At 38.2% G+C, this 23,218-nt stretch carries 20 protein-coding genes and 1 pseudogene; 4 read left to right on the top strand and 17 right to left on the bottom strand.

Going from position 1 to position 23,218, the window contains the following annotated elements; translation table 11 throughout:
- Positions 1–240: 240 nt before the first annotated feature.
- From DZB84_RS22225 to DZB84_RS22210, 4 genes and pseudogenes are all read left to right on the top strand, one after another.
- Positions 241–810 (top strand): annotated as a pseudogene (locus tag DZB84_RS22225) (NAD(P)/FAD-dependent oxidoreductase); the annotation flags it as partial.
- Between the two features lie 302 nt (positions 811–1,112).
- On the top strand, positions 1,113–2,042 hold the full coding sequence (locus tag DZB84_RS22220; protein WP_116354483.1) for an ABC transporter ATP-binding protein: 930 nt from the start codon (positions 1,113–1,115) through the stop codon (positions 2,040–2,042).
- Position 2,043: 1 nt separating this feature from the next.
- A complete protein-coding gene (locus DZB84_RS22215) occupies positions 2,044–3,165 on the top strand; it encodes an ABC transporter permease (RefSeq protein ID WP_223254532.1) in 1,122 nt (373 codons plus the stop codon).
- A gap of 307 nt (positions 3,166–3,472) precedes the next feature.
- Complete coding sequence (locus DZB84_RS22210; RefSeq protein WP_116354482.1) at positions 3,473–3,952, top strand: PAS domain-containing protein; 480 nt, start codon at positions 3,473–3,475, stop codon at positions 3,950–3,952.
- Positions 3,953–4,194: 242 nt separating this feature from the next.
- Here DZB84_RS22210 and rlmH read toward each other — a convergent pair whose 3' ends face one another.
- The 17 genes from rlmH to DZB84_RS22125 form a co-directional block, all read right to left on the bottom strand.
- Positions 4,195–4,674: a 23S rRNA (pseudouridine(1915)-N(3))-methyltransferase RlmH gene (gene rlmH, locus DZB84_RS22205; protein WP_116354481.1), complete on the bottom strand. Its 480-nt coding sequence runs from the start codon at positions 4,672–4,674 to the stop codon at positions 4,195–4,197.
- A gap of 93 nt (positions 4,675–4,767) precedes the next feature.
- Positions 4,768–4,923 (bottom strand): CxxH/CxxC protein, encoded by a 156-nt coding sequence (locus tag DZB84_RS22200; protein WP_116354480.1) that lies wholly within the window; start codon positions 4,921–4,923, stop codon positions 4,768–4,770.
- Between the two features lie 163 nt (positions 4,924–5,086).
- Positions 5,087–6,319 (bottom strand): S1C family serine protease, encoded by a 1,233-nt coding sequence (locus tag DZB84_RS22195; RefSeq protein WP_116354479.1) that lies wholly within the window; start codon positions 6,317–6,319, stop codon positions 5,087–5,089.
- A gap of 126 nt (positions 6,320–6,445) precedes the next feature.
- Positions 6,446–7,558, bottom strand: a complete 1,113-nt coding sequence (locus DZB84_RS22190; protein ID WP_116354478.1) for an ABC transporter permease — start codon at positions 7,556–7,558, stop codon at positions 6,446–6,448.
- Positions 7,555–8,814, bottom strand: coding sequence for an ABC transporter permease (locus DZB84_RS22185; protein ID WP_116354477.1), 1,260 nt, complete (start codon positions 8,812–8,814; stop codon positions 7,555–7,557). The genes DZB84_RS22190 and DZB84_RS22185 overlap by 4 nt, the downstream gene beginning before the upstream one ends.
- Positions 8,815–8,825: 11 nt before the next feature.
- Complete coding sequence (locus DZB84_RS22180; protein ID WP_116354476.1) at positions 8,826–9,758, bottom strand: ABC transporter ATP-binding protein; 933 nt, start codon at positions 9,756–9,758, stop codon at positions 8,826–8,828.
- Between the two features lie 147 nt (positions 9,759–9,905).
- Entirely contained in the window at positions 9,906–10,535 is a 630-nt protein-coding gene (locus DZB84_RS22175; protein WP_116354475.1) for a response regulator transcription factor, read from the bottom strand.
- A 16-nt stretch (positions 10,536–10,551) separates the two neighbouring features.
- Positions 10,552–11,634: a sensor histidine kinase gene (locus DZB84_RS22170; protein ID WP_116354474.1), complete on the bottom strand. Its 1,083-nt coding sequence runs from the start codon at positions 11,632–11,634 to the stop codon at positions 10,552–10,554.
- A 144-nt stretch (positions 11,635–11,778) separates the two neighbouring features.
- Positions 11,779–12,573 carry an MBL fold metallo-hydrolase gene (locus tag DZB84_RS22165; protein ID WP_116354473.1) on the bottom strand — a complete coding sequence of 265 codons (795 nt, stop codon included), beginning with the start codon at positions 12,571–12,573 and terminating at the stop codon, positions 11,779–11,781.
- Positions 12,557–13,357: a two-component system regulatory protein YycI gene (locus DZB84_RS22160; protein ID WP_116354472.1), complete on the bottom strand. Its 801-nt coding sequence runs from the start codon at positions 13,355–13,357 to the stop codon at positions 12,557–12,559. Before DZB84_RS22160 ends, DZB84_RS22165 begins: the two co-directional genes overlap by 17 nt.
- Entirely contained in the window at positions 13,344–14,666 is a 1,323-nt protein-coding gene (locus DZB84_RS22155) for a YycH family regulatory protein (protein ID WP_116354471.1), read from the bottom strand. Before DZB84_RS22155 ends, DZB84_RS22160 begins: the two co-directional genes overlap by 14 nt.
- A complete protein-coding gene (walK, locus tag DZB84_RS22150; RefSeq protein ID WP_116354470.1) occupies positions 14,647–16,476 on the bottom strand; it encodes a cell wall metabolism sensor histidine kinase WalK in 1,830 nt (609 codons plus the stop codon). The genes DZB84_RS22155 and walK overlap by 20 nt, the downstream gene beginning before the upstream one ends.
- Before the next feature lie 8 nt (positions 16,477–16,484).
- Positions 16,485–17,192 (bottom strand): response regulator YycF, encoded by a 708-nt coding sequence (gene yycF / locus DZB84_RS22145; protein ID WP_116354469.1) that lies wholly within the window; start codon positions 17,190–17,192, stop codon positions 16,485–16,487.
- A gap of 237 nt (positions 17,193–17,429) precedes the next feature.
- Positions 17,430–18,866 carry a peptidoglycan DD-metalloendopeptidase family protein gene (locus tag DZB84_RS22140; RefSeq protein ID WP_116354468.1) on the bottom strand — a complete coding sequence of 479 codons (1,437 nt, stop codon included), beginning with the start codon at positions 18,864–18,866 and terminating at the stop codon, positions 17,430–17,432.
- A 379-nt stretch (positions 18,867–19,245) separates the two neighbouring features.
- Positions 19,246–20,610, bottom strand: coding sequence for a replicative DNA helicase (dnaB, locus tag DZB84_RS22135; RefSeq protein WP_116354467.1), 1,365 nt, complete (start codon positions 20,608–20,610; stop codon positions 19,246–19,248).
- A 165-nt stretch (positions 20,611–20,775) separates the two neighbouring features.
- Positions 20,776–21,222 carry a 50S ribosomal protein L9 gene (rplI, locus tag DZB84_RS22130; protein WP_116354466.1) on the bottom strand — a complete coding sequence of 149 codons (447 nt, stop codon included), beginning with the start codon at positions 21,220–21,222 and terminating at the stop codon, positions 20,776–20,778.
- Positions 21,219–23,192 carry a DHH family phosphoesterase gene (locus tag DZB84_RS22125; RefSeq protein ID WP_116354465.1) on the bottom strand — a complete coding sequence of 658 codons (1,974 nt, stop codon included), beginning with the start codon at positions 23,190–23,192 and terminating at the stop codon, positions 21,219–21,221. Before DZB84_RS22125 ends, rplI begins: the two co-directional genes overlap by 4 nt.
- Between the last annotated feature and the right edge of the window lie 26 nt (positions 23,193–23,218).

Raw genomic sequence — 23,218 nt, 5'->3', positions numbered from 1 at the left:
TAAGTAATACATGAAAAACCTTCCAATATGGATGAGGAGGGTTATTTGGCATGCGCATTTTTAGTATATCATTAACTGTTTAATAATTTTACAGAAAAATATTGACATCCTATTAGCTGGTTTAGTTGAAGAAGAAAGGTCATAACATATTAGTCATATAAAATATGTTATGACCTTTAGTTTATCTAACTTTTTTTAATTTAGGTCTTGATAAACAACGATAAGGCACTTGGAAAGATGATTGTTTCTACAAAGAATGAGTATTCTATCCAAGCACGCTATGTTATTTTTGCAGCAGGTTATGAAGGAATAGAAATTAAAAAGGAGAAAAAAGCTTCCTTTGTAAGTACATATACGGTAACCACCAATCCAGTTGAAGATCTCTCTGAATGGTATAATCGGACACTTATCTGGGAAACGGCCCGTCCCTATTTATATTTGCGTACAACTAGAGATAACAGAATTATCATAGGCGGACTTGATGATACTACCACATACCCTGAAGACCGCGACAGTAAATTGATTAACAAAAAGAATAAACTAATTGAAGAGTTTAATAAAATGTTTCCTAATATAAGAGTACAGCCCGAATATTACTTGACTGCATTTTATGGAGGCATTTTAGACGGCATTCCGATTATTGGTAAATATGAAGAATATCCTAATAGCTATTTTCTATTTGCCTTTGGTGATAATGGGACGGTTTATAGTCAATTGCTATCAAAGTTGATTGTCGAGGAGATTGTTGAAGGAAACAGTCCAGATCTAGCTTTATATTTACAGGAGCGCCCCTTGATAAACAAGGGATAAAAAAATGGGGTCACATCTCCATTTTTTTGTTTTATACAGTTTTCTCCGTCAAGAACGCCCTTCTTTTTGTGATTTTTGATAGAGATTATGACTCCTTTTTTAAAAACTTCATTTACTTATGATCCAGTTCCCCTATCTGTAAAACCGACAGTTTTTCAAAAATCCATTTGCTCATCTTGACCTGAGTATCCTCAAAATTTATGAATCTTTAAAGATTCCACAACATAAAAATAACTTGGTATCATTTTTGGAAATTGAGAGTTTTGCAACAATCACTGGCATTTAAGAAAGGTGATGTAACAATGAATATTTTAGAGGTTCGGAATTTAAAAAAATCCTTTGGTTCCATTCAAGCCGTTAAAGATATTAGCTTTTCTGTAAAAGAAGGAGAGATTTTTACCATCATCGGACCTAATGGGGCAGGAAAAACCACAACACTCGAGATGATTGAAGGCTTGGTTACACCGGATCATGGAGAAATACAGTTTGGTGAATTGAACTGGAACAAGCACGCCATAACCATAAAAAAGAAAATTGGTGTGCAGCCACAATCTAGTGCCATGTTTGACTTATTGACGCCTGAAGAAAATTTGAATCTATTTGCTACATTTTATGATAAGGCGCGGTCAACAGAGGAAATTCTTAAATTAGTTAATCTAACCGAGCACCGTAAGAATCAAGTCAAAAAATTATCTGGTGGTCAACGGCAACGCCTTGCAATCGGGCTTGCCATGATTAGTGATCCTGAAGTCGTATTCTTGGATGAACCAACAACCGGACTGGATCCTCAGGCACGACGCAATGTTTGGGAGATTATTCTTGAGCTTAAGAAATTAGGGAAAACGACTATTCTCACCACTCATTACATGGAAGAGGCGGAAAAACTTAGCGACCGGGTGTGCATCGTTGACCAGGGGTTGGTCGTAACCTTGGACTCCCCCACCGGATTAATCGAAAAATTAACAAATGAAAGAGAGGTTCGACTATCCTTCCTAGATGGAGAGAAAGCCGCTCTTGATGCAGAGCTTTTTGCAAAAGCTCTTGATTCTGTGACACGGACGGAACGCGAAGATGCCGCACTTAAGCTATGGACAATTAAACCCGAGGATTTACTGTTTGACCTATTTAAATTTACAAAAGACAAGGAATATCAAGTCGAACAAGTTTCGATTCACGAAATGAGTCTTGAAGATGTCTTTATCGCTTATACCGGTAAGGAGTGGAGGGATTAAGATGAATAATCTCAAGCAATTTAAACAAATGTTCCTTGCACAATTAAAATTAACATTCCGTGAAAAACAAGCGTGGTTTTGGGGAATCTTTTTTCCTATTATTCTAATGGTTATCTTTATGACCATCTTTAGCGGTGGTTCAAATGATGATTTCAGCACCAAAGTTGTTATTGTTAATGAATCTTCAAATGAAATGTCTACTATGATGGCCAGTCAATTACAAAAAATCCCTATTATTGAAACAAGTGAAAATAGTTCTGTTAGTGAAGGGAAAGCAAAAGTTTTAGTAAAAGAGAAGGAAGTTGATGCTGCCATCATCTTGCCTGAATCAGCACAGGCAACATCGATTAAACTGATCGTAAACAAAGAAAATGAACAAAGTGTTTCAACCCAAGTCGTATCTGGTATCCTGGATAAATTCATTCAGCAGGCAAACTTGCAAGCAGTTGGTGCAACCCCAACCTATGAGCAACAATTTGAAACCATTTCCTCAGGCAGTCCGGAATTAAAGTATACTGATTTTCTTTTAACCGGAATGATTGCTTTATCGATCGCCCAAGGTGGCTTATTCGGAATGGTTGACTTAGTTGACATGCGCAGAAAAGGGTTAATAAAAAGGCTACGGATGACCCCGGCAAAAATGGGTATCTTTGGCCTTAGCGACATGGTAATGCGTCTGTTATTTAGCATCATTCAAATCTTTCTCTTATCCTTAATAGGCGTATTCCTATTTGGAGCTAATCTGTTTATTAATTTCCCTAGTTTACTGCTGGTTTTCTTAATGGGAGCCCTCTCCTTCAATGCAATTGGTTATTTTATTTCTTCATTTAGCAATACAAATGAGGCCTACATGGGAGTAGCGAACATTATCAGCTTTCTGATGATGTTTGTAAGCGGGATTTTCTTTCCGATTGAAACAATGCCCGAATGGCTGCAGCCTGTATCAAACATTCTTCCGCTCACCTATTTTGCAGACGGTCTAAGAGACAGTATGGTCTACAATACTTCTATTCTTTCAGCCCCCCTTTGGTTTGGTTTTGGAAACATGCTCCTATGGGGTGGAATTGCCTTTATCATGGGTTCCTTGTTATATAAAAGAAAATCAATTGTATCAACCAGGTAGTACGATGAAACAAGGGACGGTACTATCACATCAAATTTTCAAATAAATCCTGCCTTTCGTATTCCAAAGGCCCGACTGGTTCCTATCCTAGTCGGGCCTTCATAGTAGGATCCGTATTCTAACTTGGTGATTGGTCCTTTCAGTTCCTCAATTACAAGTAATGATCAAAAACAACATTTGTGAGATAGATCACATGTGGTTATCAGTATTAATGCTATCATTATTAATGAATTAGATAAAATCACCTAAGTCGATATACTATTTTATTCTTCTCATAAACGGAGATTATATATAGGAGGTTTTTTTAATGTCTGAAGAAAAATTATCCGAATTAATTAGTCCTGATGCTGTTATTAATTTTGAAACTGGTGAAATAAAAGCAAGCACTTTGGATTCAATTATTAATCTTTTACCATTTGAAATGGGTTTTTGCGATGCCAACGATATTTTCCGCTGGTATTCAAATAATCCTAACCGCGTGCATGGACGTCGTAAAGAAGCGATTGGTCGCCATGTCCTTGAGCTTCACCCAAGAATGGCTCATCACGTAGAAAAATTGTTGAATGATTTCCGTTCAGGAGCACGTGACGAATGGGAATTTTGGTTTCCAAAACGCTCTGGTGAAGAAACTGGTCAAATTTATCAAAAATTCATGGCAGTACGCGATAAAAATGGAAAATATCTTGGATGCATGGATGTGACCGTTAATATTGACCTTTTCCAAGGAAAAGAAGGAAAACACACCCCTGAAACGATTGACGAATTTATAGCTGTAAAGCCTGAGTAAAATACACTTTATTTGAGAAGTTGCTGAAAAACCCATTGAATCCCCGAATTCAGTGGGTTTTTCTTAATGATAGAAGTTTTGGTGGTTATTACTTAGATGAATGATTACTTGGTCCCTAACGATATTGTAGTTCCACAGAACTAATAAATCCATTGATAGATCGTTAGAGAATGTTGGAACAATGCTTAACAAAGCCAACGCCATGTAAGAAAACATTTGAAGGAAATCTTCAACTTATCACTCTATTTATGGTACGGTTCCCCCCTAATAATCCTGAAAGCCCGATACACCTGCTCCACCAATATCAACCTCATCAACTGATGGGGAAAAGTCATTTTTGAAAATGACAATGTATCATTTGCCCGCTTCATGACATCCTTACTTAATCCAAGAGATCCACCGATGACAAAGGCAATTTTGCTTTTTCCATAGGTTGCTAGGTTATCAATATCCGCAGCTAGCTGCTCGGATGATTTCATTTTGCCTTCAATTGCTAATGCAATTACATGGGTATCGTCCGATAGCTTCGCAAGAATTCGCGCTCCCTCTTTTTGCTTCACCTGTTCCATCTCGGTCTCACTTAAATTTTCTGGTGCTTTCTCGTCAGCAAGCTCTATGATTTCCACTTTTGCATAAGCTGTTAATCGTTTTAAGTATTCATTGATCCCTTGGATCAAATATTTTTCTTTTAACTTTCCAATTGTCACAATTGTGATGTTCACACTTATCCCCACTTCACTCACATTTTACAAACAAACTATCCACAGGAGTTATCCACATATCCACATTTTCTATCCACATCTTGTATGAGAATATTAGTTCCCCACAACATATACCGCCTTATTTTGACAAAATTCACAGGTTGTTGATAAGTTTTCTTCTTCAATTTTCGTCATAATCGGTGCAACCTCATGTTCGTCCACCACAATATCTAAAGCTAATTCAACATGTTCTTCACAGCATTTAATCATACTTTTCTTCCTCCATCAATCTTACCCACAGCCCATTGGGAATTATGGGTATAACTTTTTCTGTTTAATTTTCCTTATCCACATGTTCTTATCTTACCCATTTTAGCATATTATTTTGTTCACAAAAAAACAGGGAGAATCCTTACTCCCCTGTTTGTGATACCTACATCGATTCTCTTGCCAATTGGATGGTCGCCTTTTTCTTTTCACCCGCTCTGTAGAAGGTGACCTCCATTTTGTCTCCTACTGATTTTTTATATAAATGCTTTCTTAGTTCTACCACTGATGTAATTATTTCACCATCTAGTTCTACAATAACATCTAGCTCGCGTAATCCCCCTTGAGATGCCGGTGTGTTTCGTAATACTTCTAAAACAGCTACTCCTTCCGTTACCTCATTCGGTAGATGTAAGGTTTGTGCACGATGGTAGGAGGAAATCTCACTTAGTGACCTAAGCTGTCCCACTCCCATAAATGGTCGTTTCACCTCTCCATATAGTTCAAGATCCTCAATAATGGGCTTTGCACTTGTAATAGGAATCGATAGACCAATTCCTTCAACCGCTTCCTGTGCAATTTTCATCGAATTAATGCCGATGACTTCGCCCTTAATGTTCACAAGCGCGCCTCCACTATTACCTGGATTAATTGCAGCATCGGTTTGCATGACATCAGCATTCCAATCAGGCACTCCATCCTGATTAATATCAACCGGAATCGTCCGATTTAAACCAGAAATAATGCCTTGAGTAACAGACCCGGAAAATTCAAGTCCTAATGGGTTTCCAATAGCAATGACTGGCTCCCCCAGATTAATAGTATCGGAGTTCCCAAATTGAGCAACCTTTTCTACATGGCTCGCGTCAATTTCAACTACCGCCAAATCCGTCCAAATGTCACTACCCAGTAATCTTCCCTTCACCCTTGAGCCATCACTTAAACTAACTTCTATATCTGAAGCTCCTTCAATGACATGGTGATTTGTAACAACAAATGCTTTGCCATTTCCCTTTTTATATACAACTCCTGAGCCTGTTCCTGCTGCAGTAGCCTCCTCCGCCCAAAAATTGGTTTGTTGAAGATTAACAATGCCCACAACTGCTTCATTTACCCGATTCACAGCATTGGTGATTTCAGACGTCACGCTAACATTAATTGTCTGCTGGACACTCTCTCCTGCTGTCGGTGCTTTTTTCTCCACATCATCTAGTCCATTTACCTCTTCGGGAGCTCCATTCTCCTCGTAAGGAAGTAAATGATACTTGGATAACGTCGGTAATAAAACAATAATAAGCAACGCACCAATGATGGCGCCAATTAATGCTGAAAAAAACCAACCACCGCAACTTCTTCGTTTTGATCTCTGATTTACATAATCCTGATCATAATACCCCATACCGCCATTTCTCCTTATCAAAGTTCTTTTTATATTCAATTTTACCCATATTTTATGTAAATCATGACCCAACCCTAAACGAATAAAAGGCAGGAGCCGATCGCCCCTGCCTTTTCCATACATAGATTATGCATTTTTTCGTTCCATCACATTAATTCCAATTCCGATTAGCACCACACCCATTAATATCAGAATGCTGATTGGATAGAGTATTTCACTCATTGGTGCTCCATAAATGGTAGCAGCTTTTAAGCCTTCCATCGCATGTTTAATTGGCACAAAGTTTGATACCTTCAATAAAAAGTCTGAGCTAACAATTTCCAATGGCCAATAAGCCCCGCCAAGCATCGATAAAGAGACCGATACAAGTGAAATAATGGCATTGAATTGCTGCGTACTTTTTACAACACTAACTAAAAACAGAGCTAAGGCGACAATTGAAAAGACATATGGGACTAAAACAATTAATATTTTTCCAAATCCCCCGTAAAAGTCTACCCCAACACCATAGCGGAACACGAAAAAGATAATAGCAACCTGAACGTATCCCATGAGGAAGCTATACACTAAATTACCTGCGTACATCTCCCATTTTTTTAATGGGGATAAAATCATGCGGTCCCAAACTCCCCACGTTCTCTCCTGTAAAATGTTGTGGACATTATAGGAGATGGTGTAAATGACAAAGAATAAAGTAAATCCAAAAATCGTCTGTAGCTGGTTATCAATAATCACGGCATCATCACCACGGAAAGAAGCAGCCTGAATCTTAAATAACGGGTTCTTTTCCTTTTCTTTTAATTCCTCTAAAATGGCATCAGGATCGATATAGCTACTTGTTGCCGTTGCTTCTTTAATTTTATCTTCCAGCAAAAGATCCCCATAAAAGGTTTGAAGATAGCTTTCTAACAAATGAAGATTAGACGTTTCTGTCACTACGACAATCTTGTAGGAGTCCTCCTCCAACTTCACCGCAGCCTCAGCATCACCTTCACTGACCATTTTCTTGGCTTTATCTTCCGTAACTGGCATAAACTCAAAACTTTGCGACTGGGTTAAATCCTTCCATAGTGCCGTTTCTTCTATATTTTCAATCTCCGTATATACGGGTATATTGATAGTTGTATAATTTGCAGCACCTAATAATAAAGCAAAGACAATACTCATCACGGTCATGCCAATCATAAGCATTGGCTTTCTTAAAAACAATTTAAATTTTGCCTGTAAAATACTCATCATATAGCATCACCTCTTCTCGGAAAGCTAAATACAGCCGCTGTTAGCATCACCAAACCAAAGCCAAGCAAATATATGATATGATGATCAATCTCTGAAAGCTCTACACCTTGCAGCAATTGCAATAATGCAGTCATCCCTGCACCATTTGGCGTGAAATTGCCCAATACCCCAATTACCGAAGAAGTTTCACCAATCGGTGTAAAACTACCACCTAAAAAAGATAAAATCGCAACCATCACATTTCCAAAAAAGTTTGACACACCTTCTGAATCAATTCGGAAATTTAATGCGGTTAACAATGCCCCTACTCCTCCAATCGCAAAGCATAGTGACAAATTAACTAGGAAAAATCCAAGAAGATCATTCCAAACCACATCAAATACAAGAGAAGTAACGCCATATAAAATGGCTTGCTGAACAATCGAAATAACCATAACCGAGAAAAAAATACCACCCAAATACGACCATCTGGATGTATTCGATAAAATAATTCGATTATACACCTGTAATTGCTTTTCACGGTACGCAAATGAACCTAGGTGAGACGCAATAAACATAATAAACATAACGCTCATACCGACGGAATAATATTGCAGGGAATTAATTGGTTCTCGTTTTGTTACAGTGTCAATTTCTCCTAACTTTGCACTCCCAACTGCTTCTAACTGGATTCCCGCTTTTCCAATGACAGTCATAGAAGTCATTTGCTTTTGAAAATTCACTAGTACATCCTCCACTACTTTTGGAGAAATCTCTTTTCCTTCATTTTTATAGAGTCTGATCGTCGCTGTATAAGGCTCATCAAGTAATGCTGAGGAAAGTACATCAAATGTATAATTTTCAGGTATCTCTATGATAGCAGAATATTGGTCATCTTTTTTAAGTTCATTCAATTGTTCGGGCTTCACTTGCTCAAGCTCTACAATTTCTTTTAATTCCTTACTCCCAAACACTTCATCTAGCAAAATCTGAATAGGACGTAGTTGGTCCGCTCCCTGGATTAATGCAGTTTCTGCCTCTTGTGGCAATCCCTCTGCCTTTACCTTTTGGACAAAAGCATCTATGTCCTTTTGTTCATCACTATTATCAATGAAAGCAACCTTAGCTGAAATGGAAGTTGTGTCACCTGCCATCACCCCACCTAAAGCAAAGCCCAGAATGGCAATAAGGATGAGAGGCATTAGAACTAAAACGAGTAGTTCCTGTGGATTCCGTATCAACACTAATAAATCTTTTTTTATAAATGGAATAATCATTGCTTCACCCCCTAGTCTCTTAGTGCTCTACCTGTCAGATGAAGAAAGACATCCTCAAGTGTCGGTGCTTTTACTTCAACTGAAATTAATGCTGTCCCTGTTTCTTCAGCAAATTGGGAGATTTTTTGGAACAGATTATACTCCTTTGGAACAATAACCGTAACATCACGATCCTGCACCTTTACTTGACGAACGGTCGAATCTGCTTCAAGCAACTGAATAAATTCCTTATTTGCTCGTTCTACTTTGATAGAAATCGTATTTTCAGAGGATAAAATATTCTTTAACTCTTCCTTCGTACCAGATGCAATAATATGTCCTTTATCCATAATATAAATCCGGTCACATAAGAACTCAACTTCCTCCATGTAATGACTTGTATATAAAACAGTCATCCCCCGTTCTTTGTTCAGACGCTTAACCGTTTCTAAAATATAGTTACGAGATTGTGGGTCAATTCCAACCGTTGGCTCATCCATAATGATGATTTCTGGATTATGCAGCAATGCCACTCCAATATTCAGCCTTCTTTTCATACCACCCGAAAAAGTTTTCACGAGATCCTTTCTTCGGTCAGTTAAACCAATTTGCTCCAATACCTCTTCAATTCGCTGCTTCAATTCGGCACCCTTTAATCGATAGATCTCTCCAAAAAAACGTAAATTTTCTTCAGCTGATAAATCCGTATATAGGGCAATTTCCTGTGGAACCACACCTAGAATTTTTCGGATATTCTGTGGATGCTTAATCGTGCTTTCGTTCATTAACCGTACATCCCCGGAAGTCGGAACAACCAATGATGACAACATCGAAATGGTCGTCGATTTTCCCGCTCCATTCGGACCTAGTAACCCAACAATCTCTCCTTTTTCCAAAAACATATTGATCCCTTGTGCCGCAAACTTTTGTTTATATTTCTTCGATAAATCAATAATTTCTAACATCACGTCATCCTCCTTTATACTTCCATCATAGACTTTACTTTCTCTAGACAGCACTATCTCCGGTCACTTGTTTATGTAAAAAACATGACTTTAGTCATGTTTCCATTAAAAAAGGGCTGACCCTTTTGTTTGGACATCCCTTAAACCTTATGTAATATCATTTTTTACAGCAAAAATCGCTAACTGCGTACGGTCCCGAAGCTCTAGCTTATGCAAGATTTGTGTAATATGGTTTTTTACCGTACCAATCGATAAAAATAATTCATCTGCAATTTCTTTATTGGTCTTTCCTTCACCTACTAATCTAGTAATATCCAACTCCCTTGCAGACAAAGGCAATTCAAGCTTTTTCTCCACTTTATGTAATAATCGCGGCATCACCTTTGCCACAACCTCCTCATGAATCGGCAGCCCGCCTTGAAAACAGCTATGAACGGCATGTATCAATGCTTTTTGATCTGATGTTTTTAATAGAAATGCATTGGCACCATATTTTAATGCTTGGATTGCATATTCATCATCATTAAAGGTCGTGAGGATTAAAATCTTCACATTTGGCCAGCGCTCCTTAATCTTTCTCGTCGCTTCGAGGCCATTCATAACCGGCATGCGGATATCCATTAGTACAACATCGATAACATGCGCCTCCATCTTTTTGATGGCCTCTTCTCCGTTTTCTGCTTCTGCTACTACCCGTATTTGCTCGTCCTGTTGTAGCATCAACCTCAAGCCTTGTCTCACAATCGATTGGTCCTCTACAATTAACACATTCCACATGTTCGTTTCCCCGCCTTTACAGTTTCTCTAACGGAATCATTCCCTTGATCACAAACTGTTCATCCGTTTGATAGACTGCTAGTGTCCCATCTAATTCCTCAACACGTTTTCGCATATTTAAAAGCCCAAACCCCTCTTGATATGGATCCTTCTTATGAATTCGGTTTTTAATGACAAACTCCATATTTCCGTCTGCTGTCTTTCCTAGTACTACCTGAATTTCACGCGAGTGAGCGTGTCGCATGGCATTTGTTAGTCCTTCCTGAATTACACGATAGAGCACGACACTTTGTTCATTGGTAAGTCGCTCTGAGAGAATGCCTTGCTTAGTTGTAAACTGAACCATGATATGGCTTTCTGCCTCTAGCTTTTTAATCAGCTGTAAAATCGTTGCAATTCCTTCATGCTCCCTGTCTTTTAAGGTTCGGACCGCAAATCGAGTTTCTTCTAAGCTCTCTTTCGCCAATTCCTTTAATTCGTTGTAATGTTCAGGACCTTGTTGGATAGAAAGAATCTCTACCTGCATCAGTAGCGCTGTAAGCTTATGCCCAACCGAATCATGAATGTCCCTAGCTATCTTGGTCCTTTCCTGATAGCGAGCTTCCTCCTCTGTAACAAGAGCAACCCTTTTTACCTTTCGATATTCCCCAAGCAATTCTTCATATAGGCTGCGCTGTTCTTCCCGCTTAGTCCAAAGTTCATTAACCTGTAGTACAACAAGATAGAATAAGAGAATCGAAACATACACAGTTATGTCCATTTCCATTATAAAAAACAAGCTCAATAAAGCTGCTACCGTTATAGTTCCGAACCATTTAAATGTTTTACTTTCTAACTGATTCGCTGCTAACATGACAATATACATCAATAATAAGTAAGTAAATGAGTTTCCTTCTTCAACAACACCAAGCACCAATAGAAGTCCGGTTATTCCCCCATATAAATAAACCGGATTAGGTGAAATCTTTAGAAAAAAATAGAATGTCAGGACTGCCGCACAAATCATAATTGAATACGCGGATGGAACTGACTTTTCATAGATAAAAAAAGACGTCCAAAGCACCATGAAACCCGCTGTCCGCAAAACAAAAGCTTTCATACCATCCCCACTTTCATCCTAGTTTCAAGTTACTAGAAAATTATGGGTACGGCAAGTGTTTTCCAAAACAAAAAGCCCATCTGATCAAAATCAAATGAGCTTCTATGACAATGCCCCCTAGCATAATTCCGTGGGCTATTTTCGTTACACGTAAGCAAGCTTCGTCGGAACTTTCGGGTCGGTATCATACAAATCAAATTGTTCTCCAACCACATACCCCTTGCTTTCCAGGGTTTGCTTAACAGACATGCGTGCTAATTCTTTTAAATTATTATCCTTACTTAAATGCGCCAGATAGATTCGTTTCGTGCGGTCTCCGATCACATCTGACATCGCGAGTGCCGCATCCTCATTTGAAACGTGCCCAACATCACTTAAAATACGGCGCTTGATGCTCCATGGATAATGGCCCATTTGAAGCATCGACACATCATGGTTACTTTCAAACACATAGGCATCGGCATTTTCAATCGTACCCTTCATTCTATCACTGACATAGCCTGTATCCGTAATGACAACAACCTTTTTCCCCTCATGATGGAATACATAAAACATCGGCTCGGCCGCATCATGAGAAACACCGAATGATTCAACATCCATATTTCCAAATGTCTTTACCGTCCCCATTTGAAAAATGAACTTCTGCTCAGACGGGATTTCTCCAATATTGTGCTCCATTGCCTTCCATGTCTTTTCATTTGCATAGATGGGTAGCTTGTACTTTCTTGCGAGTACACCAAGCCCTTTTATATGGTCACTATGCTCATGTGTCACAAGTATCCCTGAAAGATGCTTAATTTCTTTGTTGATTTCTTTAAATAAAAGTTCTAGTTGTTTCCCACTTAACCCTGCATCTACAAGCAAGGAATGCTTGTCTGTCCCAACATAGAACGCATTTCCTGTACTCCCACTTGCAAGCACACTAAAATGCAACCCCATAATCGTTCACTCCGTCTTTATTAAGAATTTGTCCTTCAATGGCATTTACGTAAATTTCTGTCTCATCATCAATAACAACATGCCACGTCGGTGCTAATAGCTGTGATTCAGAATATGGAACGAGTGGGTAATACCCAAATTCCACTTTAGATACATGGCTGCCTGATTTTAAATGGTCATTGTTATAAAGGTTTTCTAGGGTCTCCATTGGGGTAATTAACTCTTCCAACTTATGCTCTTCAAACTCAGGAATTAATGTTTGCTCATAGGAAACGACTTCATGATCGTCATTTACATATAAGTAAATAACCCCACTAATATTTAGAGACTGACCAAAGATCTTGTAATTGTTATGTTGTTGAACTAAAACAATCGTCCCTGTCTCTTCATCCACACTCCAAACGGTGTATTTCTCACCGTCTAGTAAATGATCCTTCACAAATTGATGTATTTTCACCTGGTCTGTTAACGATATTTTAATAGGATCACTTAATTTACCCTTTAACACCCCAGCGGTTTCTAAGTTAACTTCTTGGTTTTTAAGTTTTTTGACATCGTCCTCTGTAAAAATCTGTACCTTGCCACTGATATAACTTAATTCCTTCGGTTCCTTCGGTAAAGCTTCGTACGTAATTCCTTCATCCGCTAGTTTTTCATCGATAGTACGTTCTGCAATTTCATCCAGTTGGCTACTATCCCTTTTTTGAACAAGCTGATACCCTAAAAAAACGTTTAGAATCAGGAAGGTAATGATAAATACAGACTTGGTTTTACTCCAATCCATCTTCACGCCCTCCTATATCCTCGACCTTTCTCCAAACTCCATTATACCTGTATGACCAAATCGGTTGAAGTGAAAGAAACTGGGAATCATTTTCTTTCTCCGTCATCTCATAAGCAACCGTCACACTGTCAAGCAGTTCAGGATTATAATTCTGGATACCCGTAATGACCTCCATTACCTTTTCTCCCTTTGGAAGAGTCGTTTCGGATGAGTTTAACATAATTTGTAGGCTTACCGTCGGATGGTCATACTTCACAATCTCATTATTCTCCCATTGCTGTGTGATATCCACTAGACCCCTGTGGTCAAAGACAGGTATGTTTTTAACATATAATTTAAACACTGTCGTTTGGCTCTCTTTATTCCAGCTAAAAAAGCGGTAGTCATCTGTCCAGCCAACATGTTCATTAACAAAATCAATACTTGTCTGAATTAAATCTGTCGTATCTGATTGATTTCCACTCATTCTCGTTGGATTAATGAATTCAATGTACTTCTGATTGTTAAAGACCCTAAGAAGTCTTGTTCCATCCGTATGAACCTCACCTGTAGAGAGTCTATCCCCTTTTACAAGGTCAGGATCCGTAAATAAACGGTCAATAAAGGTTTTAATATCGATTGTATCAGTAAAATAGTCAAGGCGATTTACAGCTGTTTCATCCTTTGGCAAATAAACCGAATTCGTCTCTGAAAGTGAATATTCAATTTGCTCTGGATATCTCGTCGCCGTATTATAGAAACTTCTTTTAAAATCTCGCGTTAACCTGCTATTAATCCGGCCCTCATACACCAAATTGTCACCTGTTGACACAAAGTACACGATGCTTTCTTCACGATTTTCCGAATTGACATCAATAACAAATCGATCAAATGAAATCAACGAATGTTCTTTATCATTAATTTTTAAAAATGATTTATATAGTTGCAAAGGAAATGGATCTGGGAAGAAAATTTCGGCATGTCCACTTTGACTCAAAAAGTCTGCTAAACCATCTTCTTGAACAGCATGTGTAATGTTTTGAACATCTTGAATTTCCCATGTCCCAATTTCTTTCATCACTCGATTTAGTTCTGTCTCACTAAAGGTTCCAAAATGCTGGCCCTCAATGTGATAGAGAATTTTACTTGGTTTAATAATCAAAGATGTTTCCTTTTGAACATTTTCCGTTACTTGCTCAACTAAATCGTCCGCTTCTATAGCCTTATATTCTGGCTGATAAGTCCACAAAGTCCAAGTCAGAACAATGCTTGAAAGTACCAAGATGATTAATATGGTTGTTTTAATTGATTCATACTTCATCCCATTCATCCTCTAGCCCCTCTTGATTTCCATCAGTTGGTAGAGTAAAGAAAACAGTTGTTCCAACCCCTTCTTCACTTTCAGCCCAAATCCTACCTCCATGAGCAACGACCATTTCTTTGGCGATTGCGAGTCCTAACCCAGTTCCCCCTAATTTACGAGTTCGCGCTTTATCCACCCGGTAAAAACGGTCAAAAATACGATTAATGTTATCGTTAGGGATTCCAACACCCTGGTCAGCCACACTTATTACAATTTCATCATTTGCCTCTATCAATTGGAATGTGACTGTACCTCCCTCTGGGGAATACTTCAATGCGTTTGATATGACATTATCAAGTACCTGTGTAATTTTATCCGGATCGAATTCTAGATAAATTGACTTCTCTGGTAAATTACGGACGAATGATACATGCTGCTCCTTCGACATCTCAAATCGGTCGATAATTCGATGAAAGTATTTTGTGAAATTAATGAGTTCCTTTGAGAACTTGTAGTCCTTGCTATCAAGTTTTGATAGCTTCAGCAAGTCATTCACGAGTCGAATCATTCGCTCAGTTTCAGTTTGTGTAACATTTAAAAATTGCGGTGCAATCTTTTCGTCCTTCCATGCTCCTTCTGCTAGTGCTTCAAGATAGCTACGCATGGTCGTTAATGGTGTTCTTAGTTCGTGCGAAACATTCGCTACGAACTCTCTTCGTTCACTTTCTATTTTTTCCTGCTCGGTTACATCATATAAAACAGCAATTAACCCATTAATAAAGCCTGACTCCTTTTTAATAACCGAAAAGCTAACCTTAATAATGTATTGCTTTTTATGGGTACTAAAATCAAGTATTTCAGTATCAATATCGTGAACAAGCTCCTCGAACGTGTATTGCTCGTCTAATCCTAAGACAGATACAATCGATTCATTAAGGACTGTTTCACGTGAAACATCAAGCATATTGACTGCAGGCGTATTAATTAAAATGACTCTTCCCTTTTTGTCAGTCGCAATTACCCCATCTGTCATATGTGCCAATACCGAGGAAAGCTTCCGACGTTCACCTTCTGTTGTCGCCTGTGCATCCTGTATTTTACTGGATAAATTATTAAAGGTCATGGCCAATTGGCCAATCTCATCTTGACCAAACACCTTTACCTTCTTTGAATAATTCCCTTTCCCCAATTCCACTACATGCTTCCTCATTGCGGAAATAGGTCTTGTAATGGTCTGTGCAACAAAGATCCCGAGAATTGCGGTAATCGCCATCGCAATCCCAGTTCCTGTTACGAAAATATCGTTGATTTCTTTTATATCATCATAGACATTTTCCATCCTTGCTTTTAAGTAAATGGCACCAATGATATCTCCATTCGAACGAATCGGCGTTGAAGATATATATACGCGGTCATATTCCTGTCGACGTACATCATCTAGATTATCACCTAATAATAACGTACGTTTGACCAAATCTATATTTGACTTTCGTCCAACAACACCTTGACTATACGGATCGGAGGTTCCTATTACGCGGCTTTTATTATCAATTACCTGGATTTCCTGAATATCCTCTGACTCATAGTCTCTTAAAATACTCCGGATATCCTTTTCTAAAGTTGATGGATCCTCTCGCTCCTTAATCATTTCCTGTTCCATGCTAAACGCTAGCATATTGACACGTTCATTTAACGATACTTTAAAGTTTTCTACTAATCGCAACTCCAGTTTCCCAATAAAATATACACCGATAATTTGCATGGCAATTAAAATGAGTAGCAAATAAATAAGTGCAAATTTAATGTGAATGGACTGAAAAAAACCTAGTCGTCTCATTTTGGGATTTACTCCTGATCAGGATTTCGTAAATAATAGCCCACTCCACGTCTTGTCACAATCCATGTTGGATGACTTGGGCTGTCTTCGATTTTTTCACGCAAACGACGGACGGTAACGTCTACTGTTCGTACATCTCCAAAATAGTCATAGCCCCATACGGTTTGTAATAAATGCTCTCTTGTCATGACTTGACCTAAGTGCTTCGCTAAATAATGTAAGAGTTCAAATTCGCGATGAGTTAATTCAATCGTTTCACCACGTTTACTTACTACATACGCATCAGGATGGATGACAAGTGATCCTACTGTTATTTCACTTGATGTATCCTGGCTAACCGCCTCTGAAATTTGTTGGTGTCTACGTAGGTTTGCTTTTACCCGTGCAAGCAGTTCTCTTGTACTAAAAGGCTTTGTGACATAGTCATCAGCACCTAGCTCAAGACCCAATACTTTATCAATTTCAGAATCCTTTGCTGTCAACATGACAATTGGCATATCGTGTTTTTTTCGTACTTCACGACATACCTCCATACCATCCTTATGTGGTAACATGATGTCGAGAAGAATAAGGTCTGGTTCCACTTCTTCTACCTTTTCTAATGCCTCATTGCCATCATAAGCACATACTACCTTATATCCTTCTTTTTCAAGATTAAATTGTAATATATCTGCAATTGGTTTCTCATCATCTACTACAAGAATTACTTTTTCCATTCGCGATTACTCCTTCACTTTGAAATAATTTATGTGGGTTCAATTATATAGTTCGAATTGTTCTTTTTATTTTGCTCCTTTATCTCTAACTTTAGCAGAAAAAGGGAGGTATATCATTAGTAAGTGTGAAAAAAACGGTGATTTAGGACGTTTGTCCTCTCCTTTTCCGCCTTTTTCATTCTTTATACTTATGAAAAAACCTCCAGCATCATGCTGAAGGTTTTGTGTCACATTTAGTTAGTTTAGATATTCTAACGGGTTTTTCAGAGACCCATTTATATATAATTCAAAATGTAAGTGAGTTCCTGTTGAGTTTCCGGTTGACCCCATAACACCAATTTGTTGACCTCTTGTTACAGTTTGTCCAACACTTACATGAATGGAAGACAAATGTGCATAGATTGTTTTCATTCCATTGTTATGGTTAATCACAATTTTATTCCCGAAGCTTCCATCATAACCAGCTTCTACAACTGTTCCATTGTCAGCTGCCTTAATCGCGTAATTGCTTGGTCTTGCAATATCAATTCCTTTATGGAGTCTTCCCCATCTATATCCAACATGACTAGAAATATAACCGCCAACTGTCGGCCATGCAAGCTGACCAGATCCTCGAGATGGAACAACCTTGGTTCCTTTTTCGATAATCTCAGTTACTGGTTCCTTGGTAATGGATTCATTCAGCTTATTAGTTTCAGATGTCACGCCATTGATTATTTTATATTCATAGTGAACCGTCTTTTCACCATCTTGACCTTCTTGGGTTACTTTTTTGTCACCCTTAAACATGTTTGAATTTTCATTTACCTTTGTTTCAAACTTAATTGTTTCTTTTTGATTTTGCTCTTTTTTAACAACAACTGTTAAAAATGGCTTGTACGCTGTTACATTTAACTCTTGTCCGATTTGAAGCAAAGTATCTTCAGTCATTCCTGGGTTTAATGCTAGTAATTCAGCAGTTTTTAAATCATGGTCAACTGCGATAGAGCCTAGAACATCCCCCTCTTTGACCTGATACTTTTTCTCCTCTAAAGTTCCCTTTTGAAGCAATGTAACAGTATCAGCAGGACTATGAACCTGCTCAGGTAAAACTTTTTCATCTGAAATTGAAACTTTTTCTACAAATGAAACGTCTAATAAACGAGATTGTCCTTCAGCTAATGCTGGTAGGGGCTCTTCTGAGTTTGCTCTAGCTTCAAGCTCCTGCAACTCTTCTTCGTTTACATATTGTAATTTTAGTTGTTTAAGAGCTTCATTTGCTTCTTCCTCATTTTTAAGGTAGGCAACTGGCTCTCCGTCAACAGTAATAGCTTTAGCTTCAGCTGCAATTTCTAGCTCAGTTTCTAACTTCTTTGCAGTTGTAGCATTATTAAAAGTAGGATGAAAAGCTTGTTCTTCAATCACGGATACATTATCTGCAACTAATTCTAGTCCTTGATACTGGTCCTTTAAAGAATCAACCTTCTGATCAATTACTTTTTCAACGACGTTTTTGGAATCAACTGTTCCAACTTTTTGGCCATCTATGTATATGTGATACACGGTTTGAATTTTTGTATCTGCTGATACAGTTCCAAACACGAGTGTTGAAAGTGCAACAGATGTAATGGCAACTCGTTTAAATAAAGTCATGTATGTTCTTGGTGCTTTTTCATTATTATTTTGATTTGACACGGTCTTTCCTCCCTGAACAAAGGTTGCTTGTCCGAAATACTCGTTCCTCTCACCCTGTGAGTTGAAAAGCGTTGTCTTACAAAATACGCCAAGACGTATTCGATAGTTCGACAAATCTCTCTATTTTATACTTTATTAATTTACCATAGAATTTGAAAAATAGTATACTAGTTTCCAATATGTAATATAATTGTAGTATTACTTCCAATTTTTTACACAAAAAATGTAGGATTTTGACATAGATTTGGGTCTTTCCACTTATAGAACTATGCATTTTTTGTCGACACTCCACATCTAAAGGCATTTGTTTACTATATTTCATAGATAAAATGACATAGATAAGAAAAGACGTATCACAATTTTGTGATACGTCTTTTCTTTACGCCCCTGGTGGAATACCGGCGTCGTCAAACCTTCGTTCGAGATTAACGAATTTATTATATTCTTTTACGAATGCTAGCGAAACCGTTCCTACCGGGCCGTTACGTTGCTTCGCAATGATAATTTCAATAATATTCTTATTCTCTGACTCTTTGTCATAATAATCATCACGGTATAAGAAAGCTACAATATCCGCATCCTGCTCAATACTTCCTGATTCACGAATATCTGACATCATCGGACGCTTGTCCTGTCTTTGTTCAACACCACGGGAAAGCTGGGATAAGGCAATAACCGGAACCTTTAATTCACGAGCTAATGCTTTTAAGGAACGTGAGATTTCAGAAACCTCTTGTTGGCGGTTTTCACCGCTTCTACCGCTTCCTTGGATCAATTGAAGGTAATCAATCAGAATCATCCCTAATCCACTTTCTTGCTTAAGTCTACGGCATTTTGAGCGAATCTCATTTACTCGAATCCCTGGGGTATCATCAATGTAAATTCCTGAATTTGATAAGCTTCCCATTGCCATCGTTAGCTTACTCCAGTCCTCAGGTGTTAAGGAGCCGGTACGTAGATTTTGGGCATTGATGTTTCCTTCAGCACAAAGCATCCTCATTACTAGCTGCTCAGCCCCCATCTCTAAACTGAAGATGGCAACATTCTCATCGGTCTTTGTTGCTACGTTTTGGGCAATATTAAGAGCAAAGGCTGTCTTACCAACAGACGGACGGGCTGCTACGATAATTAAGTCATTTCGTTGGAATCCAGCTGTCATTTTATCAAGCTCCGTAAACCCTGTTGGGATTCCCGTAATATCGCCTACACGATTATGAAGGGTTTCAATATTATCATAGGTCTGGACGAGAACATCTTTAATATTTTGGAAAGCACCCGCATTTTTACGGTTTGCCACTTCCATAATGTTTTTTTCAGCCTCACTTAAAAGAGAATCAACCTCATCTTCTCGTGAATAACCATCCGTTGCAATCGTCGTTGCCGTGCGAATCAATCGTCGTAAAATCGATTTTTCTTCAATGATTTTCGCATAATATTCTATATTGGCGGCCGTTGGAACAGACCCTGCCAATTCACTTAAGTAAGAAACTCCACCAATTTCATCTAAAATTTTTACATCCGCTAACTCAGAAGTAACCGTGACAAGGTCGACCGGTTCACCTTTATCTGAGAGGTTTAGCATCGCGTCAAAAATCTTTTGGTGGGATGTCCGATAAAAGTCTTCTGGAATCAATATTTCTGAAGCAAGAGTAAGTGAACTTGGTTCTAGAAAGATCGCACCTAAAACAGCCTGCTCTGCCTCAATATTTTGCGGAGGAATACGATCAGCAAAAATGTCACTCAACTATTCTCCACTCCCTTTATTTTAATTCAATCATTTATAGTCTATTTAACTATTATACTTATTTCAGAATGAAAAAGCTTGTGATACGAAAAAAATGTGATCCTGTATGTAAACAAAACCACATTTTTCATTCTATCTGTTTTCTATATTCTTTTTCAATGGAAATTACTGTTCTTTGACATGTACCTTTACAGTTGCTGAGACTTCTGGATGTAATTTTACAGGTACATTTGTATAACCTAATGCTCTAATTCCATCTGGAAGATCAAATTTACGCTTATCAATTTTGATACCATGCTTTTTCGCAAGCTCATCGGCAATTTGCTTACTTGTTACAGAACCGAAAAGTCTGCCACCCTCACCTGCTTTTGCTTGTAACTCAACAGTTAAAGCTTCGAGTTTTTCTTTCAATTGCTTTGACTGTGCTAATTCTTCTGCTGCTTCTTTTGATTCTTTATTTTTCTTTGCCTCTAATGATTTTATGTTTGCTGGTGTCGCTTCAATCGCGAGGTTTTGCTTGAATAGGAAATTGTGTGCATATCCATCAGATACGTTCTTCACTTCTCCCTTTTTTCCTTTACCTTTTACATCTTTTAAGAAAATAACTTTCATTCCTTGGTACCTCCCTCTAAATACTCATCTATAACCAAAAGTAGCTGTTCTTCTGCTTCTTCAATCGTTGTGTCTTCTAGCTGAGTAGCTGCATTTGTCAAATGTCCACCGCCACCTAAGCCTTCCATAATCAGCTGTACATTGACATCTCCTAATGAACGAGCACTGATTCCAATTTTTAAATCATGGCGGATAGAAATCACGAATGAAGCGACAACATCATTCATCGTTAGCAATGTATCTGCCGCTTGAGCAATCATCACTTGATCGTAAGTCTCATTTTCTTTTCCTTTTGCAATCGCAATTCCATTTTTATAAATAAACGCTGATTCAATCAGTTTTGAACGCTTTTTATACTGTTCCATGTTCTCCTTCAGGAATTTTTGAACAAGAACGGTGTCCGCTCCCTGAGCACGTAAATAGGACGCCGCATCAAATGTTCTTGATCCTGTTCGAAGCGTAAAGCTCTTTGTATCAACAATAATTCCCGCAAGTAAAGCAGTTGCCTCAAGCATGTCGATTTTCTTACGCTTTGGCTGATATTCAAGAAGCTCTGTAACCAATTCTGCTGTAGATGACGCATAAGGTTCCATATATACGAGTAATGGTGATTGTATAAACTCCTCACCGCGACGGTGATGGTCAATGACCACTACTTTATCAATTTTTGATACGAGTTTTTCCTCAATAACAAGCGACGGCTTATGGGTGTCTACAACAACAAGTAGCGTATCATTTGTAGCGATTTCAAGAGCTTGTTCCGGTGTTATAAAATAGGACCAGAGTTCTGTATTTTCTTTCACTTCCTCAAGGAGACGTCCTACACCTGAATCAATTTCATTCGGATTTAAAACAATGTATCCTTCTTTATGGTTCATTTGTGCCACTTTTAAAATCCCAATGGAAGCCCCTACTGCATCCATATCAGGGTATTTGTGGCCCATTATGATGACTTTATCACTTTCAGAGACGATTTCCTTTAATGCATGTGAAATCACGCGAGCGCGGACCCTAGTCCGTTTTTCCATCGGATTCGTTTTGCCGCCATAAAACTTAACCTTCCCATTCGGAAGTTTCAGCGCAACTTGGTCTCCGCCACGTCCTAATGCTAGGTCTAAACTGGATTGTGCCGCAACGCCTAACTCTGGAAGTGTTGGGACCCCTATTCCAATCCCAATACTTAAGGTTAATGCTACGCTATCTTTTGCGGTATTTTCCCTCACATCATCCAAAATCGTAAACTTTGTTTTTTCAAGATTCGATAAGATTTCTTCATTCAACACGGCGATAAAGCGCTCAGATGAAGTCCTCTTTAAAAAGACACCATGTTCATTCGCCCATTCATTCAGTATGGATGTAACTTGGCTATTTAATGAACTCTTTCGTTGATCATCCATCCCTTGGGTTACTTCATCATAGTTATCTAAAAAAATAATCCCTAAAACAGTCCGCTCAGCCTCATACAATTGCACAATTTCCATTTGTTCAGTTACATCAAAGAAATAAAGTAAACGTTCTTCTCTCTTTATGATGACCTTAAATTTCTGCTCATTTAATGTAATTGTCTCACTTTCGATTTCTTGTTGAATTAAGGGAACAATCAGTTCCTCAACATCATAAAGTGATCTACCTACCAGCGTATCTGCGTCAAGAAAGTTCGATAAATAGGCGTTAGCCCACTCTACCTGAAACTCTTCATTATAAAGCAAGATCCCAATCGGCATTTCCATTAACGCTTCTTCGCCAACTTTTTTTAAGCGATACGAAAGGGTTGAGATATAATGCTCCATTTCCTTTTTTAGAATCGAGTTTGCTTTTAACAAAAAATACACAATAAATCCAAGGAGCAGAAAACATGCTAACCCAATCATCCAATGAAAAAAAATGAGAATTGCACTAAAAACACTTGTAAGAACAAGCAATGCATAAATAGGATAGCGAAATAACTTCCTTTTGTAAAAGTCTGGCATGTAATTTTCAGCTCCTAAAGCTTTGT

Source organism: Bacillus sp. HNG, from assembly GCF_003400205.1.
In the GTDB taxonomy this organism is placed as follows: Bacteria; Bacillota; Bacilli; order Bacillales; family Bacillaceae_L; genus Ferdinandcohnia.
Note: the sequence above shows the minus strand (reverse complement) of the source record. Positions and strands in the feature narration are given on the sequence as shown.

Excerpts from the sequence above, each read along its gene's own strand:
- DZB84_RS22220 (WP_116354483.1), top strand. The coding sequence starts at position 1,113 with ATGAATATTTTAGAGGTTCGGAATTTAAAAAAATCCTTTGGTTCCATT.
- DZB84_RS22215 (WP_223254532.1), top strand. The coding sequence starts at position 2,044 with ATGAATAATCTCAAGCAATTTAAACAAATGTTCCTTGCACAATTAAAA.
- DZB84_RS22210 (WP_116354482.1), top strand. The coding sequence starts at position 3,473 with ATGTCTGAAGAAAAATTATCCGAATTAATTAGTCCTGATGCTGTTATT.
- DZB84_RS22200 (WP_116354480.1), bottom strand. The coding sequence starts at position 4,923 with ATGATTAAATGCTGTGAAGAACATGTTGAATTAGCTTTAGATATTGTG.
- DZB84_RS22195 (WP_116354479.1), bottom strand. The coding sequence starts at position 6,319 with ATGGGGTATTATGATCAGGATTATGTAAATCAGAGATCAAAACGAAGA.
- DZB84_RS22190 (WP_116354478.1), bottom strand. The coding sequence starts at position 7,558 with ATGATGAGTATTTTACAGGCAAAATTTAAATTGTTTTTAAGAAAGCCA.
- DZB84_RS22185 (WP_116354477.1), bottom strand. The coding sequence starts at position 8,814 with ATGATTATTCCATTTATAAAAAAAGATTTATTAGTGTTGATACGGAAT.
- DZB84_RS22180 (WP_116354476.1), bottom strand. The coding sequence starts at position 9,758 with ATGTTAGAAATTATTGATTTATCGAAGAAATATAAACAAAAGTTTGCG.
- DZB84_RS22175 (WP_116354475.1), bottom strand. The coding sequence starts at position 10,535 with ATGTGGAATGTGTTAATTGTAGAGGACCAATCGATTGTGAGACAAGGC.
- DZB84_RS22170 (WP_116354474.1), bottom strand. The coding sequence starts at position 11,634 with ATGAAAGCTTTTGTTTTGCGGACAGCGGGTTTCATGGTGCTTTGGACG.
- DZB84_RS22165 (WP_116354473.1), bottom strand. The coding sequence starts at position 12,573 with ATGGGGTTGCATTTTAGTGTGCTTGCAAGTGGGAGTACAGGAAATGCG.
- DZB84_RS22160 (WP_116354472.1), bottom strand. The coding sequence starts at position 13,357 with ATGGATTGGAGTAAAACCAAGTCTGTATTTATCATTACCTTCCTGATT.
- DZB84_RS22155 (WP_116354471.1), bottom strand. The coding sequence starts at position 14,666 with ATGAATGGGATGAAGTATGAATCAATTAAAACAACCATATTAATCATC.
- walK (WP_116354470.1), bottom strand. The coding sequence starts at position 16,476 with ATGAGACGACTAGGTTTTTTTCAGTCCATTCACATTAAATTTGCACTT.
- yycF (WP_116354469.1), bottom strand. The coding sequence starts at position 17,192 with ATGGAAAAAGTAATTCTTGTAGTAGATGATGAGAAACCAATTGCAGAT.
- rplI (WP_116354466.1), bottom strand. The coding sequence starts at position 21,222 with ATGAAAGTTATTTTCTTAAAAGATGTAAAAGGTAAAGGAAAAAAGGGA.
- DZB84_RS22125 (WP_116354465.1), bottom strand. The coding sequence starts at position 23,192 with ATGCCAGACTTTTACAAAAGGAAGTTATTTCGCTATCCTATTTATGCA.